At 70.5% G+C, this 16,041-nt stretch carries 12 protein-coding genes and 1 tRNA gene; 5 read left to right on the top strand and 8 right to left on the bottom strand.

All coding sequences use genetic code 11. The features are described 5' to 3' along the window. Positions 1–5: 5 nt before the first annotated feature. From HW566_RS01990 to HW566_RS02000, 3 genes are all read left to right on the top strand, one after another. Positions 6–737, top strand: coding sequence for a response regulator transcription factor (locus tag HW566_RS01990; RefSeq protein ID WP_256728824.1), 732 nt, complete (start codon positions 6–8; stop codon positions 735–737). Next, positions 734–2,356, top strand: a complete 1,623-nt coding sequence (locus HW566_RS01995) for a sensor histidine kinase (RefSeq protein ID WP_306171784.1) — start codon at positions 734–736, stop codon at positions 2,354–2,356. The genes HW566_RS01990 and HW566_RS01995 overlap by 4 nt, the downstream gene beginning before the upstream one ends. A 111-nt stretch (positions 2,357–2,467) precedes the next feature. Continuing rightward, on the top strand, positions 2,468–3,985 hold the full coding sequence (locus HW566_RS02000; protein ID WP_178009943.1) for an HNH endonuclease signature motif containing protein: 1,518 nt from the start codon (positions 2,468–2,470) through the stop codon (positions 3,983–3,985). A 219-nt stretch (positions 3,986–4,204) separates the two neighbouring features. On the opposite strand, the gene HW566_RS02005 is transcribed toward HW566_RS02000, so the two are convergent. From HW566_RS02005 to HW566_RS02035, 7 genes are all read right to left on the bottom strand, one after another. Beyond that, positions 4,205–5,752, bottom strand: coding sequence for an FAD-dependent oxidoreductase (locus HW566_RS02005; RefSeq protein ID WP_178009945.1), 1,548 nt, complete (start codon positions 5,750–5,752; stop codon positions 4,205–4,207). Further along, on the bottom strand, positions 5,749–6,621 hold the full coding sequence (locus HW566_RS02010; RefSeq protein WP_178009947.1) for an FAD:protein FMN transferase: 873 nt from the start codon (positions 6,619–6,621) through the stop codon (positions 5,749–5,751). The genes HW566_RS02005 and HW566_RS02010 overlap by 4 nt, the downstream gene beginning before the upstream one ends. Continuing rightward, positions 6,618–7,112 (bottom strand): FMN-binding protein, encoded by a 495-nt coding sequence (locus HW566_RS02015; protein WP_178009949.1) that lies wholly within the window; start codon positions 7,110–7,112, stop codon positions 6,618–6,620. The genes HW566_RS02010 and HW566_RS02015 overlap by 4 nt, the downstream gene beginning before the upstream one ends. An 88-nt stretch (positions 7,113–7,200) precedes the next feature. Next, complete coding sequence (locus HW566_RS02020) at positions 7,201–9,915, bottom strand: HAD-IC family P-type ATPase (protein WP_178009951.1); 2,715 nt, start codon at positions 9,913–9,915, stop codon at positions 7,201–7,203. A 75-nt stretch (positions 9,916–9,990) separates the two neighbouring features. Further along, positions 9,991–11,025 carry a ribose-phosphate diphosphokinase gene (locus tag HW566_RS02025; protein WP_178009953.1) on the bottom strand — a complete coding sequence of 345 codons (1,035 nt, stop codon included), beginning with the start codon at positions 11,023–11,025 and terminating at the stop codon, positions 9,991–9,993. Further along, positions 11,000–12,472, bottom strand: coding sequence for a bifunctional UDP-N-acetylglucosamine diphosphorylase/glucosamine-1-phosphate N-acetyltransferase GlmU (gene glmU / locus HW566_RS02030; protein WP_178009955.1), 1,473 nt, complete (start codon positions 12,470–12,472; stop codon positions 11,000–11,002). Before glmU ends, HW566_RS02025 begins: the two co-directional genes overlap by 26 nt. 1 nt (position 12,473) lies before the next feature. Then, positions 12,474–12,545: transfer RNA gene (locus tag HW566_RS02035), tRNA-Gln, on the bottom strand. An 87-nt stretch (positions 12,546–12,632) separates the two neighbouring features. Here HW566_RS02035 and HW566_RS02040 point away from each other — a divergent pair. Both HW566_RS02040 and HW566_RS02045 read left to right on the top strand, forming a co-directional pair. Beyond that, positions 12,633–13,130 carry a MarR family winged helix-turn-helix transcriptional regulator gene (locus tag HW566_RS02040; RefSeq protein WP_178009957.1) on the top strand — a complete coding sequence of 166 codons (498 nt, stop codon included), beginning with the start codon at positions 12,633–12,635 and terminating at the stop codon, positions 13,128–13,130. 65 nt (positions 13,131–13,195) lie between these two features. Next, on the top strand, positions 13,196–15,022 hold the full coding sequence (locus HW566_RS02045; RefSeq protein ID WP_178009959.1) for an ABC-F family ATP-binding cassette domain-containing protein: 1,827 nt from the start codon (positions 13,196–13,198) through the stop codon (positions 15,020–15,022). A 63-nt stretch (positions 15,023–15,085) separates the two neighbouring features. Here HW566_RS02045 and HW566_RS02050 read toward each other — a convergent pair whose 3' ends face one another. Beyond that, positions 15,086–16,003 carry an ABC transporter substrate-binding protein gene (locus tag HW566_RS02050; RefSeq protein WP_178009961.1) on the bottom strand — a complete coding sequence of 306 codons (918 nt, stop codon included), beginning with the start codon at positions 16,001–16,003 and terminating at the stop codon, positions 15,086–15,088. Positions 16,004–16,041 lie beyond the last annotated feature (38 nt).

Consider the following 16,041-nt stretch of genomic DNA (forward strand, 5'->3'; position numbering starts at 1 on the left):
GGCGCATGACCACCCCCGCGCCCACCATCTTGCAGCGTCCCGACGGTTCCCCTCTGCGCGTGCTCGTCGTCGATGACGAGCAGATGCTGACCGATCTGCTCTCGATGGCGCTGAAGATGGAGGGATGGGAGGTCCGCTCGGCGGCATCCGGTTTCGAAGCCCTCTCGGAGGCCCGGGACTTCGATCCCGACGCCATGGTGCTCGACATCATGATGCCCGACCTCGACGGCATGTCCGTGCTGCAACGGTTGCGGCAGTCGGGCGACGACGTGCCCGTGCTCTTCCTCACCGCCAAGGACTCGGTCTCGGATCGGGTGGCAGGCCTCACCGCGGGCGGCGACGACTACGTCACCAAGCCTTTCAGCCTCGAGGAGGTCGTCGCCCGGCTCCGCGGCCTGATGCGCCGCGCCGGCACCGCCACCGCCGGCGGAGCCGACCCCGTGCTGCGCGTGGGCGACCTCTCGCTGAACGAGGACTCGCACGAGATCGAGCGTGACGGCACCAACATCGAGCTCACGGCGACAGAGTTCGAGCTGCTGCGGTACCTCATGCGCAACCAGCGGCGTGTCGTCTCGAAGGCTCAGATCCTCGACCGTGTCTGGAACTACGACTTCGGGGGACGCTCGTCGGTCGTCGAGCTCTACATCTCCTACCTCCGCAAGAAGATCGACGCCGGTCGGGAGCCGCTCATCCACACGGTGCGCGGCGTCGGCTACATGATCAAAGCGCCGCAGTGAGCACGGCGTCCGGCGCCGGTGCCGAAACCTCGAGCCTCACCGAACGCGGCTCCGTCGATGCGACGCCGGATGCCGGTGCGGGCGCTCGCCGCCGCCGTAAGCGCTGGACCCTGCAGACCCGACTGATGCTCACGGTCGTCGGCATCGTGGCCTTGACGCTGATCGCGAGTGCCGTCGGGCTCGCCACCACGATCGGCAGCGTCCTCGTGGGCACCGTGCAGACCAACGCGGTGTCGCTCACACGTGCCCTCAAGCTGTTCGACGACGGCTACGTGCCGCGTGTACGCGCCGCCGACGAGACGATAGCGAACACGCAGGGCCTCCCCTACGGCTACACGCTGTTCGTCCGCGGTCCCCTCGGTCAGGTCTCGGCCGCCACCGTCAGCGGCGAGGACGGCGTGAGGAGCCTCTCCACCGAGGAGTTCTCCGACCTCGCCTCAGCTGATCTGAGCATGGGCGCGACCACGACCGCGATCGGCGACCTCGGCACCTATCGGCTCGTCTCCTTCAAAGCCGGGGACATCACGGGAGTCGCCGGACTGCCGCTGGCTGAGGTCGACCGGACCGTGGCCGAGGTGGTCACCACCATCACGATCGTGACGGTGGGCGGGCTGCTGCTGCTGAGCGCGGCCATCGCGGTCGTGATCCAACGCTCGCTCCGACCGCTTCGCGTGGTCGCCGACACCGCGGCTCGCGTGGCATCCATTCCTCTCGCCCAGGGGGCGGTGACGATCACGGAACGTGTGCCCGAGGAGGAGACCGACGACAACGACGAGATCGGACGCGTCGGCGCGGCGCTGAACACCCTCCTCGACCACGTCGACTCTTCTCTCGTCGCACGCCAGCGCAACGAGGAACGGATGCGGTCGTTCGTCGCCGACGCCAGCCACGAGCTGCGGACGCCGTTGGCGTCGATCCGCGGCTACTCCGAACTGTCGCTGCGCGCGATGCGCCAGGGGGTGCCCGGGGTCGAGGAGACCACCGCGTCGGCGCTGGAGCGCATCCAGGCCCAGTCGCTGCGGATGACGAGCCTGGTCGAGGACCTCCTGCTGCTCGCACGGCTCGACGAAGGACAGGAGCTGGTCTACGGCTCCGTGGACCTCACCGCCCTCGCCGTCGACGCGGTCGCCGACGCGCGCGTCGCGGGACAGGGCCACCAGTGGCGACTGGATGTCGGCGACGAACCGGTCGTCGTCGCCGCGGACGCGACCCGCATCACACAGGTCGTCGCGAACCTGCTGGCCAACGCCCGCGTCCACACACCGGGCGGGACGACCGTCACCACATCGGTTCGCGTCGACGACGGCACCGCCGTGCTCGCGGTGCACGACGACGGGCCGGGCATCGACCCGGCCGTGGCGGATGAGATCTTCGAACGGTTCTCGCGCGCCGATCGCTCGCGCGCACGTCAGACCGGCGGCACCGGGCTGGGCCTGTCGATCGCCCGAGCCATCGCATCTGCGCACGGCGGTTCGCTGACGGTCCGGATCGACCCGGGATCCACCACGTTCGAGCTGCGGCTCACCGCGCGTCCCGCCGATCCGGCGGACCCGGCGGCATCGGCGGGATCAGGTGGATCGGCGGGATCAGAGCCGGAGCGAACCGAGGGCGTCGGCTGACGAGCCCGCGCGAGTGCGCGTCGCCTCCTCCCCTGAGTCGCGCGAGAGCGCGTTCTGCCGATCGAAGCTCTGTTCGATCGGAGTGTCGGAGGCCCTCGGCAGAATGGGACGATGCAGACGCAACATGGTGGCCCGGACGAGAAGGACGACACGGCTTCGCTGTCATCCTCGGTGTCGTCGGCGTCGCCTCACGCCGCTGCGTTCGCCGGGTTCGATGAGTCGTTGCGCCTGCTCCACGCCGCTGAGGTGGCGGCAGTGCGAGCCCTTGCCGAGCTGGGGCGGTCGGCGCTGCGCGAGGCGCATCGTGGCGGCGTGCGGGGCATGGCCTCCGACATGGAGCTGCGGTCGGTCGCTGCGGAGGCGGCGGGGATCGCGCGGCGTGGGGATCGGCGGGTGCAGTGGGAGATCGATCACGCGATGACCGTGGTCGACGACTACCCGGCGATGTTCGCGGCGTGGGAGCAGCGCCTCGTCACCCGGGAGCACGTCGATGTTGTCGTGAAGGCCGGGCGCGTGGTGCCGGAGGAGGTACGGCCGCAGTTCGATCAGGCCGCGGTGACGGTATGTCAGCGAGACATCGCGACGCGTGTAGCCGGGGCGTTGGAGAACCTCGCCGAGCGGATGCACCCGCGGTCGTTCTCGGAGCGTCACCGGGAGGCCGCCGCCGGGCGGTGCGTGCGGTTATCGCCGGGGCAGGACGGGATGGCCGACCTCTCCGCGACGGTGCCGATGGTGATCGCGGCGGGGATCTACGACCGGTTGACGCAGATGGCGCAGTCGGTGAAGGACGCGAGGGCGGACGCTGTGGCGGTGGATGCCGCGGGCGCGGTGGACGGCGCGGGCGCTGGCGCGCAGGCGGGCGGTGCGGGCGCGGTGGGTGGCGCGGGCGTCAGCGATGGCGCCGCGTTCGGAGTGGATGCCGAACGAGATGCCGATGCCGCTGCCCCTATCCCCGACACCCGGACGATGGATCAGCTCCGCGCCGACGTGCTCTCGGACCTCGTCCTCGGCGGTGCACCCGTCATCGACCCCACCACCGGCGTGGACGGGCGCGGTGCGCTCGGGGCGATCCGCGCGAAAGTGCAGGTCGTGATCACCTCAGACACCTTCACCGGGAAGGACGAGCACCCCGCCGAAGCGATCGGCACCGGACTGGTCGATGCCGATACCGTCCGGGAACTCGCGGCGCAGACGGCGACATGGGACCGGATGTTCATCGACCCGGTCACCCGCACCCCCGTCGAAACCGACTCCTACCGGCCCCTCCCCGCGATGCGGCGGCTGCTGCAGACCCGCGACCAGCACTGCCGGTTCCCCGGCTGCCGCAGAGCCGCGATCCGCTGCGAGATCGACCACACCATCGACCACGCCCTGGGCGGCCACACCCACATCCTCAACCTCGCCCACCTCTGCCAACGACACCACTCCATGAAGCAATTCACCAAGTGGCGGGTGAAGCAGATCGGCGGCGGAGTGCTCGTGTGGACCTCACCCCACGGCAGGGTTTACCGAGAAGACGTCCCCATCCCCGCGGTCTGCTTCACACCCGAACTCGCCACACCACCGCGTCCACCCGGCCCACCCGGCCGAGGCACCGGTGCACCACCCGACGCACCACCACCCTTCTGACACGACCGCGGTCACCGGTGGACGGTGCCCCCGGGGCGACGTCATCGCCTGTAGGGGGTCCCGTTCGAAATCGAGCCCGTTCAGGTGAGCGCCCGGTCAGCCCGTGTCCAGCTCCCGAGCGCGCCCGGCCTGCCCCGTGCCCTCCCCGGACGGCGCGCACCCCGGAGCACCCATCCCGGAGCTCGCCATCCCGAAGCGGCGGTTCAGGAGCGTGCCGGTTCAGTACCCGGCGAACGCGTCCGTCGTCAGTGATCGCGCCTTCCCGAGAGCAGGAGCCAGATCGGCGATCAGCCGCGGCGGGCCGGAGATGAACGCGTGGCGCTCGGCGAGGTCGGGAACGAGATCGGCGAGGCCCGAAGCAGCCAGGCGTGCACCGCCTGCCCAGCGCCAGTGCTCCGGCAGATCCCGCGGGTCGTCGCGCGTCACCACGAGCACCCGGATACCGGCAGCCACGATGTCGTCGCGGAACGCGAGCTCCTCCGAGGCCGACGCCACATAGACCATCACGACATCGCGCTGCTCACCGGCCAGACGCAGTTGCCGAAGCTGCGAGACGAAGGGCGTCACCCCGATCCCTGCGGCCACCAGCAGCACCTTGGCATCCGTGCGCGAGGGAAGCACGAAGTCCCCCCACACGCCCGTCACCGGGAGGTCACGCCCCGGCTCGACGAGCGCGAGCGCCTTCTTGTAGCTCGACTGCGACCCCTCACGGATCGCGATCCGAACCTCGGGAAGCTCAGCAGGTGCCGACACGATCGAGAACTCCCGGCGGGTGCCCCGCGCGTCGGGCCGACGGTGCGGCACCTCGAGCTCGAGGTACTGCCCCGGGCGGAACCGGAACCCGCGATGCGCACGGAATGTCAATTCGCGCACCGACGGGGTCAGCGCCGTGCGTTCGACGAACCGCAGCCGAACCGACGCACGCCATGCGAAGGCGAACGCCACGAGGTTGCCGATCAGCAGCGCGCGTTCCTGGCCGAGGCTGATCTCGCCGATCAGGATCGGCCACCCCGCCAGCGCACCGACAACGGCGGCGACGAGGTACTGCTGCGACCGTCGCGGGGGCAGCGTCAACGGCTCCGACAGCATGAACGCGCCGAGGAACAGGAAGGGCGAAGACCACAGCACCTGACCGATGACTCCCCCGTCGACGGGGATCGAGGCCTGGGCGTACTGGACGAACGTCCGCAGGAGCGCCACGCCGACGGCCACCGCGAGGAACACCGCGACGACGCGCACCTTCTCGGTGCGCACCAGCACGAGCCCGCCGAGCACGACCACCGGCGCGGCGAGCAGCGGCGACCCGACCCACCACGCCGAGGCGCCCAGATCGAAGAACGGGATGCTCAGAACCGTCAGCGCGGTCGCACCCGCTGCCGCGGGGTTGAAGATGTGACGCCCGCGCCAGGCGAGCAGGTACTTCGACGCCGAGGCGACGACGCCCGCGATCGCGATGCCCAGCAGGCCCGCGGGCTCGAGGGTCGGGCGCAGGACGAAAAGCAGGATGAGCGCGGTGATCACCGCAGACTCGATGCGCCACGAGCGGCCGAGCAGGCGCTGCGCGACGGCATCCACGAGGGCGATCGACACGACGAGCACGACGAGCGCCGCCGGGAGGGCCAGCGGGTCCACCGCGAGCTGGCCGGTGAAGGCGAGGGCGAACGCGATCAGCCCCAGCGCGCTCAGCGAGACGAGCACCAGCCGGTACATCGAGATGCGCCCGAGCGCGCCCACGGCGCGATTTCGGATGGCGGTGAGCGAGGTCATACGAACAGCTCCGCTTCGCAGTGAGGTGACCATTCGACGGGGCCGTCGGTGCGCATCCGCACCCACGCGGCCCCCCGGGCGGCCGCGAAGCGCGGCCCACCCTCGAAGAACAGGGCGGTGGCGACGGCATCCGCCGTCATCGCGTCGGCCGCGACGGCCCAGGTCGCCGCATACTCCCGCACCGGGTGGCCGGTGCGGGCATCGAGAACGTGATGAAGACCATCGCCCCAGGCACGGCGATTGGTTGCCGATGCGCACAGGGCACCGGCCGCGAGCGTCCACACGCCGATCGCCCGACGGGCGTCGTAGGGGTGCTCCAAGGCGATGCGCTGCGCTACGCCGTCGACCGCGAGGTCGCCGCTGGCGTCGACGACCAGCCATCCCTCGACGCGGGAGCGGAGCACGCCGAGCACGAGGTCGACGAGCCGCCCCTTGCCGATCGCTCCGACATCGATGATGGCGGGCCCGCGCAGCGTCAGCGACCCATCAGCGGCCTGGACCAGCTCGCGCCAATCACCGGGCGCGGGCTCGGCACCCCGATCGAGGAGGGAGTAAGCCGCGTCGTAGCCACGACGAGCGAGCGCATCCCCCACCAGCGGATTGACCGAGCCGCCCGTGGCGCGATCGAGGGCGTCGTATAGGCCGAGCATCGCCGCTGCGTCCGGCGGAGCGGCCACCGACCCCCCGGCGGCGATCTGCCGCACGAGGGAGTCCGGGCGGAACCTCGACCACTCGCGGTCGAAACCGTCGACCACGGACGATACGGCCGCCCGATCGTCGCCCGTGAGAGGTGCCGCACTGTCGACGCGCCACGCGGTCCCGATCGCGTCGAACTCCCATCGATGCGATGCGAGCGTGGACACGCTCATGCCGCAGCGTCGGTTCGGATCTCCTCCACCGCCGCGTTGAAGCCGCCGCTGGTGAGTGAGGACCCGGCGACCCGATCCACCTCGACCTCGTCGAGGCTCTTGCCGATCACGAGGTCATCGATGCCCCCGATGAACTCCGCCTGGTACTGACGGCTCTCACGGCGGGTGGGCTCACCCGTCACCTCGACGTCGGTCACGGCATCGGAGGCGATCGTCAGGGTGACTGTGATCGTCTCGGGCCCCTCCGGCGTCTGGTAGGTGCCCTCGGCGGTGTACGAACCGTCGGCGTAGGCGCTGCCCGCGGTGCCCGCGGAGCCGGTGGATCCGCTCGTGCCCTCGGTCGTGGGCGACGTCGTCTCGGGTGCGGAGCCCGATGCCGGCTGCTCGGCTTCGGCCTGACCGGCGCACCCGGCGAGCAGGGCGAGACCGGCGACGGATGCGGCGGCAGCGGTGACGCGCAGCGAACGGGGTACGGCAGTGGTGCGGATCATGGTAGGTCCTCCTGTGTCGTGCCCCTCCGGGGGGAGGTGGGCTCCTTTCACGGTAGCGGCCCGGCGCCATGCGGCTCCTAGGCGGATCCTATGCGTTTGCATCGAGTGGGTCGGCGGCGCCGCGGCGACGCACTGCCTTGAGCCCCTCGACGGCGAAGAAGATCACGACCGCGAACCCCAGCGGCAGCAGCCACGCCTGCGCCGCGAGAGGCCGCGACTCGAACAGGCTGTTCATGAAAGGGACGTAGGTGTACACGAGCTGCAGCGCGATGAGCGCACCCGCCGACCACCACACCACGGGGTTGCCGCGGAGCACCGCGGACGTCAGGCTCGAGCGCCCGAGGAACCGGCAGTTGAGCAGGAATGCGAGCTGACCGAGGGCGAGCACCGAGACGGCCACGGTCCGGGCGCCCTCCACGTCGGATCCGGTGGCGCGGACGATCGTGAAGGCGGCGAGCGTGGCACCGCCGATGAGCACCGACACGACGAGCACGAAGCCGAGCTCTCTGACCGAGATGATCGAGCCGCCGCCGGCCCGCGGCGGCCGATTCATGATCCCGCGCTCCGCCGGCTCGTAAGCCAGGGCGAGCGAAAGGGTCACCGCGGTGACCATGTTCACCCACAGCACCTGGACCGGCGTCAGCGGCAGCGCGAGCCCGAACACCACGGCGACGAGGATCACCAGAGACTGCGCACCATTGGTCGGCAGCAGGAAGATGACCGATTTGCGCAGGTTGTCGTAGATGCGCCGCCCTTCGTGGATCGCCGAGCGGATGGTGGCGAAGTTGTCGTCGGCGAGGACGATCTCGGCAGCCTCCTTCGTCGCTTCGGTGCCCTTGATCCCCATCGCGATCCCGACGTCGGCCCGGGTCAGCGCGGGCGCGTCGTTCACCCCGTCGCCGGTCATCGCGACGACCTCGCCGTGCGACTGCAGCGCACGCACGATCCGGATCTTGTGCTCCGGGCTCGTACGCGCGTAGACGTCGACGTCGCGGACGACCTCCTTGAGCTTCTCCTGACTCAGCCCCTCGAGTTCGGCTCCGGTCAGCACACGGGGCTCGTCACCCGTGATCAGGCCCATCTCGCGACTGATCGCGACAGCCGTTCCCGCATGATCGCCCGTGATCATCTTGACCCGGATGCCGGCCTGGTGGCAGTCGGCGATCGCCTCGATGGCCTCGGGACGCGGCGGGTCGAGGATGCCCCAGAGTCCGAGGAACTCGAGCTCCTCGAGATCCTCGACCGTCACCTCGTCGAGCCGCGCGGGCTTGCGTGCGGCAGCCAGCACGCGCAGTCCCTCTGCACTCAGCTCGGCGACGGCGTCCTCCCAGAACCGGCGATCGAGCGCTTCGGCACCGTCCGCGCCGCGCTGCCGGGTCGACCTGTCGAGCAGGCGGTCGGGCGCGCCCTTCACCAGGATGGCGCGCGAGCCGTCGGACCCCTCGTTGAGGGTCGCCATGAACTTGTTCTCGGAATCGAACGGCAGCACGTCGACGCGCTCGACGCCATCGTCCTCTCCCGAACGCCCGCCCTTCAGGGCGACGACGCGCAGCGCACCCTCGGTGGGCTCGCCCACGAGCCTCCAACCGTCCTCGGTCTGCGCGATGTGCGCATCGTTGCAGAGGTCGGCCACGGCGAGGAGTGCCGCCAGATCTCCGCCGGAGGCAGCGCCACCGTCGGATCGCTCGATCGCGCCGTCCGGCTCGTACCCCAGCCCGGCGACGTCGTAGCGCGCGAGCGGCGTGACCATGCGCCGCACCGTCATCTCGTTCTTCGTCAGCGTGCCGGTCTTGTCAGAACAGACCGTCGTCACCGAGCCGAGGGTCTCGACGGCGGGAAGCTTGCGGGTGATGGCCCGGCGGCGCGCCATCTGCTGCACGCCGATCGCGAGCGTGATCGTCACGAGCGCCGGCAGCCCCTCGGGGATGGCGGCCACCGCGAACCCGATCGTCGCGGACACGAGTTCGCCGAACGGCATCCCGTGGGCGAAGCGGCCGATGAGCATCATCACCAGTGCCATCCCGAGGATGACGAGGGTGAGCACCTTGCCGAACGAGTCGAGCTGACGCGTGAGAGGGGTCGTCAGCGTGCCCGCGCCGCCCACGAGCTCCTGGATCCGGCCGATCTCGGTGCGCCCACCCGTCGCCGTGACGATGCCCCGCCCCTGGCCCGCCGAGACGATCGTGCCGGAGAAGGCCATCGACGACCGGTCACCGACGCCGGCATCCGCGTCGACCGGCTCGGTCTGCTTCGAGGCCGGGACGGATTCGCCGGTGAGCGCGGCCTCGTCGATGCGCAGCTGACTGGCCTGAGCGAGGCGCAGGTCGGCGGGCACCTTGTCGCCCGGCGACAGGCTCACGATGTCGCCCGGAACAAGGTCGGCGGCGGCGATGTTCTGCCACGACCCGTCACGGCGCACGCGCGCGTGGGTCGACAGCATCCCGCGGATACCGGCGAGAGCCTTCTCTGCGCGCCCTTCCTGCACGAACCCGATGACCGCGTTGATGATCGCGACCGCGAGGATCACCCACACGTCGAGCCAATCGGCCATCACGGCCTTGATGGCCGCCGCCGCGAGCAGGATGTAGATCAGCGTGTCGTTGAAGTGCGAGAGGAACCGCAGCCACGCCGGCGTCCGCTTGGCCTCGGGAAGCTCGTTGGGCCCCACCGCATCGAGGCGAGAGGCGGCCTGATCGGAGCTCAGCCCGCCCGCACCGGTTCCCAGGGCGGCGACCACCTCATCGACGGCGTGGGCGTGGGCACGAGGCGGGGCGACATCCGCCTCCGAGACAGGGGCAGCCATGCCGCGATCCTACGTCGAGCGCCCACCCCGCGGACGCCCACACTGCCGTGTCTGACACGAGGCGGCGTGTCGGCCTCAGGCGGCGCCGTCGAACATGCTCGTGACGGAGCCGTCCTCGAAGACTTCTTTGATGGCCCGCGCGAGCAGCGGTGCGATCGGCAGGATGGTCAGCCCGGGGAACCGCTTGTCATCGCCCAGCGGAATGGTGTCGGTGACGACGACCTCGTCGATCGCGGCGTCCTGGAGCCGCTCGACAGCCGGGTGGCTGAAGACCGCGTGCGTGGCGGCGACGATGACGCGCTCGGCCCCGCTGCTCTTGAGCGCCTGCGCCGCCTTGACGATGGTGCCGCCGGTGTCGATCATGTCGTCGACGAGCAGGCACACGCGTCCGCGGACGTCGCCGACGATCTCGTTCACGGTCACCTGGTTGGCGACATTGGGGTCCCGACGCTTGTGGATGATCGCGAGCGGGGCGCCGAGGCTGTCGGACCAGGTGTCGGCGACGCGCACCCGCCCGGTGTCGGGCGAGACGACGGTGAGCTTGCCGCGATCCTCGGGGCTGAGCGTCCGCTCGAAATACTCGAGCAGGACGGGCTTGGCGAACAGGTGATCGACGGGACCGTCGAAGAAGCCCTGGATCTGCGCGGCGTGCAGGTCGACGCTCATCACGCGGTCGGCACCGGCGGTCTTGAACAGATCCGCCACCAGCCGCGCGCTGATCGGCTCACGGCCCCGGCCCTTCTTGTCCTGGCGTGAATACGGGTAGTACGGCGCCACGACGGTGATGCGCTTGGCCGACGCCCGCTTGGCGGCGTCGAGCATGATCAGCGTCTCCATCAGCCACTCGTTGACCGGCGGGCCGAACGACTGCAGGAGGAAGAAATCGCAGCCGCGGATCGAGACCTCGAACCGGGTGAGGATCTCGCCGGACGCGAAGGTGCGGTGCTCGGTCGGAACAAGCTCGGTCCCGAGGGCAGCCGCGACCTCGTGCGACAGCGCCGTGTGGGACCCCCCGGTCGCGACGACGAGCCGCTTCTTGGTCTTGGCGACCAGTCCCGGAGCGATACCCCGTGCGACGTCGAGGTCAACCGTGTTCTTCTTGCGAGCCATCGTCCGCTTCCTGTGAAGACCGTGCGCGAGCCGCTGCTGCGGCGGCGCCAGTACCCGGTCTGTTCTTCTCGACCCACCCCTCGACATTGCGCTGGGGGGCGACGCTGAGGGCGAGAGCACCGGCGGGCACGTCCTTGCGGATGACCGCTCCGGCACCTGTCTTCGCGCCCTCCCCGATCTTAACGGGCGCGACGAAGACGTTGTGCGAGCCGGCGTGGACCTCGTCGCCGATCACGGTGCGGTGCTTGGCGAGATCGTCGTAGTTCGCGGTGATCGCGCCGGCGCCGAGATTGACGCCGCGGCCGATCTCGGCGTCGCCGACGTAGGACAGGTGCGGCACCTTGCTGCCCTCGCCGATGACGGCGTTCTTCGTCTCGACGAAGGTACCGATCTTGCCCCGCTCCCCCAGCTGCGTGCCGGGGCGGAGGAATGAGAACGGGCCCACCGTCGCGCCGGCGCCGATCACGGCGAGCGTGGCGTCGCTGCGGGTGACCGATGCGCCCGCGCCGACCTCGCAGTCCGAGAGGGTGGTGTCCGGCCCGATCGTGGCACCCTCGGCGACCACCGTCGAGCGCAGGATGTGCGTGTTCGGCAGGACGGTGACGTCGGGGGCGAGGGATGCCGTCACGTCGATCCAGGTCGTCGCAGGGTCTTGGACGGTCACTCCCTCGAGCTGCCAGCGCCGCACCGTGCGCGCGTTCAGGAGGCGGCCCGCCTCGGCCAGCTGCACACGGTCGTTGACCCCGACGATGAGGGTCGGATCTGCGACCAGGCGCGCAGCGACGGACAGCGCGTCCGAGCGCAGCATGCCGATGACGTCGGTGAGGTACTTCTCGGCCTGCACGTTGTCGGTGCTGATACGCCCGAGGCGCTCGCGCAACGGCCCCGCCCGGAAGGCGTAGACGCCGGCGTTGATCTCGTCGACCGCGCGCTCGGCCTCGGTCGCGTCCTTATGCTCGACGACGCGATCGACGCCCCCGGCGGTGTCGCGGATGACGCGTCCGTAGCCCGCAGGATCGTCGAGCCGAGCGCTCAGCATCGTCGCCGCCGCGCCGGACGCCCGATGCGCGCGCACCAGATCGCCGAGTGTGACGTCGTCGAGCAGCGGCACGTCGGCACTCAGGACGAGCACATCGCCGTCGAAGCCCGGGAGCTGGTCGAGGGCGACCTCGACGGCCCGGCCGGTCCCCGGGACCTCGTCCTGGTCGACGACGGCGACCTCGGGCGAGACGCCGAGCACCGCCTCGGCGACCCGATCGCGCTCGTGACGCACGACCACCAGCACGTGGGCCGGGGCGAGATCGCGTGCCGTGTCGAGCACATGCCCGAGCAGCGGCCGACCGCCGATGCGGTGGAGCACCTTGGGCAGGGTCGACTTCATGCGCGTCCCCTGTCCGGCCGCGAGGATGACGACGGCGAGGCGGGGGTCGAGAGGGGTGTCGCTCATGCTCCGCCGCCAGGACTCGAACCTGAACCTCACAGCTCCAAAGGCTGTCGTGCTGCCATTACACCACGGCGGAACGCTGCGCCGAGGGGCAGCGGCTCAAGTCTGCCAGAGGCCGCCGGGCCGCGCCTGCGCACGCGCGCGAGAGCCGGATAATGGGCGCATGGCACACGAGACCGATGAGGTCGACCGGATCGTCGAGGCGTGGTCGCTGCAGCGACCCGACCTGGACTTCTCCCCCCTGGGCGTGCTCTCCCGCGTCGACCGGCTCTCGCGCCATCTCGACCGCGCGCGCCGCGAGGCGTTCCGGCGCAGCGACCTCGAGCCCTGGGAGTGGGATGTGCTGTCGGCGCTGCGACGCGCCGGGGAGCCCTACCAGCTCAGCCCGAAGCAGCTGCTGCAGCAGACCCTGGTCTCGAGCGGCACCATGACCAACCGCATCGATCGCCTCGTGGGGCGCCGTCTGGTGCGGCGCGAGGCCGACCCCGGCGATGGGCGGAGCGTCCTCGTCACCATCACCGATGACGGCCGGGTACGGGTGGATGCCGCGATCACGCGCCTCGTCGACGCTGAGGCGCTGCTGCTCGCGGGGCTGTCGAGGGCCGACCGCGACCGGCTCGCCTCGCTGCTGCGCAAGCTCTCGCTCGGGTTCGACTCCTGAAGCACGCCACCGGCCGAGGGCACGCGGCCGTGCCGGTGCTCGGCCTGGCCTAGCCTGGAGGGGATATGGCGCATCTTCTGGGAGCCGAGGGCCTTCGCCTCGAGTATCCGACCAAAGTGGTGTTCGACGGGGTCTCCCTGGGTGTCGACGAGGGCGACCGGATCGGCATCGTCGGTCGCAACGGCGACGGCAAGTCCAGCCTCATGCGGATGCTGGCCGGCCTCGTCGAACCCGACTCCGGGCGCGTCACGGTGCGCGGAGGCGTGCGGGTGGGCGTGCTCTCGCAGGCGGACGACCTCGACGACGACCTCCAGATCCGCGACGCGGTGGTCGGAGACCTGGCAGACCACGAATGGGCCGGCGACGCTCGCGTCCGCGACGTCATCGCCGGGCTCCTCGGTGACCTCGATTGGGAGGGGCCGATCCGCGGGCTCTCGGGTGGCCAGCGCCGCCGCGTGTCGCTCGCCGCCCTGCTGGCGGGCGATCACGATGTGATCTTCCTCGACGAGCCCACGAACCACCTCGACGTCGAGGGCATCTCCTGGCTCGCCGAGCACCTCAAGCGACGGTGGCCGACATCCTCCGGCGCGCTCCTGGTCGTCACGCACGACCGGTGGTTCCTCGATGAGATCTGCACGGCCACCTGGGAGGTGCACGACCGCATCGTCGAGCCCTTCGAGGGCGGATACGCGGCGTACATCCTGCAGCGCGTCGAACGCGACCGCCAGGCCGCGTCGATCGAGGCACGCCGGCAGAACCTGGCCCGCAAGGAGCTCGCCTGGCTGCGCCGCGGCGCCCCCGCGCGCACCGCGAAGCCCAAGTTCCGCATCGACGCCGCCAACGAGCTCATCGCCGACGTCCCCGAGATCCGCGATCCCGTCGCGCTGCAGTCCCTCGCCGTCGCACGACTGGGCAAGGACGTCGTCGACGTCCTCGACGCCGGCGTCGCCTACGGCGAACGCATCGTGCTCGAGAAGGTCGAGTGGCGCGTGGCGCCGGGCGAGCGCACCGGCATCCTCGGGGTGAACGGGGCCGGCAAGTCCACGCTCCTCGGCCTCATCTCGGGCACGGTCGCACCCACCTCGGGACGCGTGAAGCACGGCAAGACGGTCAAGGTGGCGACGCTGTCGCAACGCATGGCGGAACTCGACGAGCACCTCCAGGACCCCGTCCGGGTCGTGGTGTCGCAGCTGCGCACGAGCTACACGATCGGTGCCGGGTCGAAGGCGCAGGATCTCACACCCGGGCAGCTCCTCGAGCGCATGGGCTTCACCTCGGCGCAGCTGTCGACACCGGTCAAAGACCTCTCCGGCGGTCAGAAGCGACGCCTGCAGCTGCTCCTGGTGATCCTCGACCAGCCGAACGTGCTGATCCTCGACGAGCCGACGAACGACCTCGACACCGACATGCTCGCCGCGATCGAGGACCTGCTCGACTCGTGGGCCGGCACCCTCATCGTGGTCTCGCACGACCGCTACTTCCTCGAGCGGGTGACGGACCAGCAGTATGCGATCCTCGGCGGCAGGCTGCGCCATCTCCCCGGGGGCGTGGACGAGTATCTGCGCCTGCGCCGCGAGGAACCCGAACGCACCGGATCCCGACCGGCGGCAGCGACCCGATCGACGGGTTCGTCCGCCGCGTCGGCGGAACCGGACGCGACGCCGGCCCTCTCCGGGTCGGACCGTCGGGCGGCCGAGAAGGAGATCTCGTCGATCGATCGTCGCCTCGAGAAGCTGCAGCGCGAGATCGCCGCCCTGGACGCGAAACTCGCGGACGCCCACGACGACTTCGAGCGCCTGCTGGGTCTGCAGCGCGACCGCGGGGCGCTCGTGGCCGAGACGGCCGAGCTCGAGGAGCGCTGGCTCGAACTGGGCGAGGCCCTCGGCGGCTGACCCGCGAACGACGAAGCCCCCGGTGCCGCAGCGCCGGGGGCTTCGTCGTGTCGGACGACAGGGTCAGACGAGACCGTTCTCCTCGAGCCACTGCGTGGCGATCTCGGCGGGCTCCAGCTTGTCGACGGTGCTCTGCACGTTGAGCGCGACGAGAGCCTCGGGCGTGAGCTTGGCGCTGACGGCGTTGATCGTGTCGGCGACCTCGTCGGCCACCTCGGCGTTCACGACGGGAACGACGTTGGAGGCGAGGAACAGACCCTCGGGGTCTTCGAGGACCACGAGGTCGTCGGTCTGGATGCGCGGGTCGGCGGTGAACACGTTCGCGACATTCACCGTGCCGGCGACGAGATCGTCGACCGTGGTCTCTCCGGTGGCCTGGAAGCCGGCCTCGACGCCGTAGGTCTCGGCCAGGCCCGAGGGACCGTAGGGGCGCTGCTCGAGCTCGGCGGGCCCACCCAGCGTCAGCGGCTCGGTGACGTTTGCCAGGTCGGCGATCGTCGTCAGGTTCCACTGCTCCGCGAACGCGGCGGTCACGGTGTAGGAATCCTGGTCGCTCGCGGTGGCCTGGTCGAGAACCGTCAGGTTCTCGGGCAGCGCGTCGCCGAGGGCTGCGTAGACGTCCTCGGACGTGCGCGCCTCGGTCTCGGGCTCGAAGTACTGCAGCAGGTTGCCGGTGTACTCCGGGAACAGCGTGAGCGAGCCGCTCTCGAGCTCGGGCAGGTAGGCCTCGCGCTGACCGGTGGTGAACTGGCGGTCCACCGTCTTGCCCGCGCCCTCGAGAGCCTGGGCGTAGATCTCGGCGATGATCTCGTTGGAGTAGTAGTCCTGCGAGCCGATGACGATGGTTCCGTCGGCGGGCGCTGCGGACTCGGATCCGCCCTCCGAGAGCGGGTCGGAGCTGGCGCACCCGGCGAACAGGGTGGTGGCGGCGATCACGCCGACACCGGCCGTCAGCAGACGGCGGGTGGTGAAGCGGGACATGGGTTCCTCTTTCTGGTGGTGCGGAAGGGTCGGTGCTG

This window comes from Microbacterium oleivorans, assembly GCF_013389665.1.
Lineage (GTDB): Bacteria > Actinomycetota > Actinomycetes > Actinomycetales > Microbacteriaceae > Microbacterium > Microbacterium oleivorans_C.

What these genes read in the sequence shown, in the direction of transcription:
- HW566_RS02000 (WP_178009943.1), top strand. Translation starts at nt 2,468, where the DNA reads ATGCAGACGCAACATGGTGGCCCGGACGAGAAGGACGACACGGCTTCG.
- HW566_RS02005 (WP_178009945.1), bottom strand. Translation starts at nt 5,752, where the DNA reads ATGACCTCGCTCACCGCCATCCGAAATCGCGCCGTGGGCGCGCTCGGG.
- HW566_RS02050 (WP_178009961.1), bottom strand. Translation starts at nt 16,003, where the DNA reads ATGTCCCGCTTCACCACCCGCCGTCTGCTGACGGCCGGTGTCGGCGTG.
- HW566_RS01990 (WP_256728824.1), top strand. Translation starts at nt 6, where the DNA reads ATGACCACCCCCGCGCCCACCATCTTGCAGCGTCCCGACGGTTCCCCT.
- HW566_RS02040 (WP_178009957.1), top strand. Translation starts at nt 12,633, where the DNA reads ATGGCACACGAGACCGATGAGGTCGACCGGATCGTCGAGGCGTGGTCG.
- HW566_RS02020 (WP_178009951.1), bottom strand. Translation starts at nt 9,915, where the DNA reads ATGGCTGCCCCTGTCTCGGAGGCGGATGTCGCCCCGCCTCGTGCCCAC.
- HW566_RS02010 (WP_178009947.1), bottom strand. Translation starts at nt 6,621, where the DNA reads ATGAGCGTGTCCACGCTCGCATCGCATCGATGGGAGTTCGACGCGATC.
- glmU (WP_178009955.1), bottom strand. Translation starts at nt 12,472, where the DNA reads ATGAGCGACACCCCTCTCGACCCCCGCCTCGCCGTCGTCATCCTCGCG.
- HW566_RS02045 (WP_178009959.1), top strand. Translation starts at nt 13,196, where the DNA reads ATGGCGCATCTTCTGGGAGCCGAGGGCCTTCGCCTCGAGTATCCGACC.
- HW566_RS02015 (WP_178009949.1), bottom strand. Translation starts at nt 7,112, where the DNA reads ATGATCCGCACCACTGCCGTACCCCGTTCGCTGCGCGTCACCGCTGCC.
- HW566_RS02025 (WP_178009953.1), bottom strand. Translation starts at nt 11,025, where the DNA reads ATGGCTCGCAAGAAGAACACGGTTGACCTCGACGTCGCACGGGGTATC.